We start from the raw sequence: 460 nt of genomic DNA, 5'->3' as shown, positions 1-460 counted from the left end.
CCCGGATACAGGTCGCTGCAGCGGCCGGCTACCGAATGCACGTCGAACAGCGTGCCGTAGAGATCGAACACTACACCTTTGATTGCTTTCATCGTAAATCCCCAGTAATGGAGCGGGCAATGTGCCCGCGGGTCAGTCTTGCCCGCGCCGACCGTGGACGGCGCCGGCATGTACATGGATCGGGTGGAACCAGCGGGATCAGTCCGCCGGCACAACAGGAGCCGGCGGAGCATCCGGCCTGGCCCCGGTATGCGCCTGGAAGACGAAGGCGTCGAAGCGGGCCTCGTGCTCGGCGCTGCGCCGGCTCAGCATCGTGCCAAGCCATGCGCCGAGGAAGCCGATCGGCATGCTCAGGATCGTTGGATTCACGATCGGAAACAGCGCCTGGTCCTTCAGGAACGCCGGGCCGAGAAACGCCAGCGCGACCGACGAAACCAGGCCCGCGGTGACGCCACCGATC

1 pseudogene is annotated in these 460 nt (G+C 65.4%); it reads right to left on the bottom strand.

What is annotated here, in order from left to right:
• Nucleotides 1–198: 198 nt before the first annotated feature.
• Nucleotides 199–460 (bottom strand): annotated as a pseudogene (locus D7V77_RS44140) (hypothetical protein); the annotation flags it as partial.

It is taken from the genome of Corallococcus sp. CA041A (assembly GCF_003612075.1).
GTDB lineage: Bacteria > Myxococcota > Myxococcia > Myxococcales > Myxococcaceae > Corallococcus > Corallococcus exiguus.
Note: the sequence above shows the minus strand (reverse complement) of the source record. Positions and strands in the feature narration are given on the sequence as shown.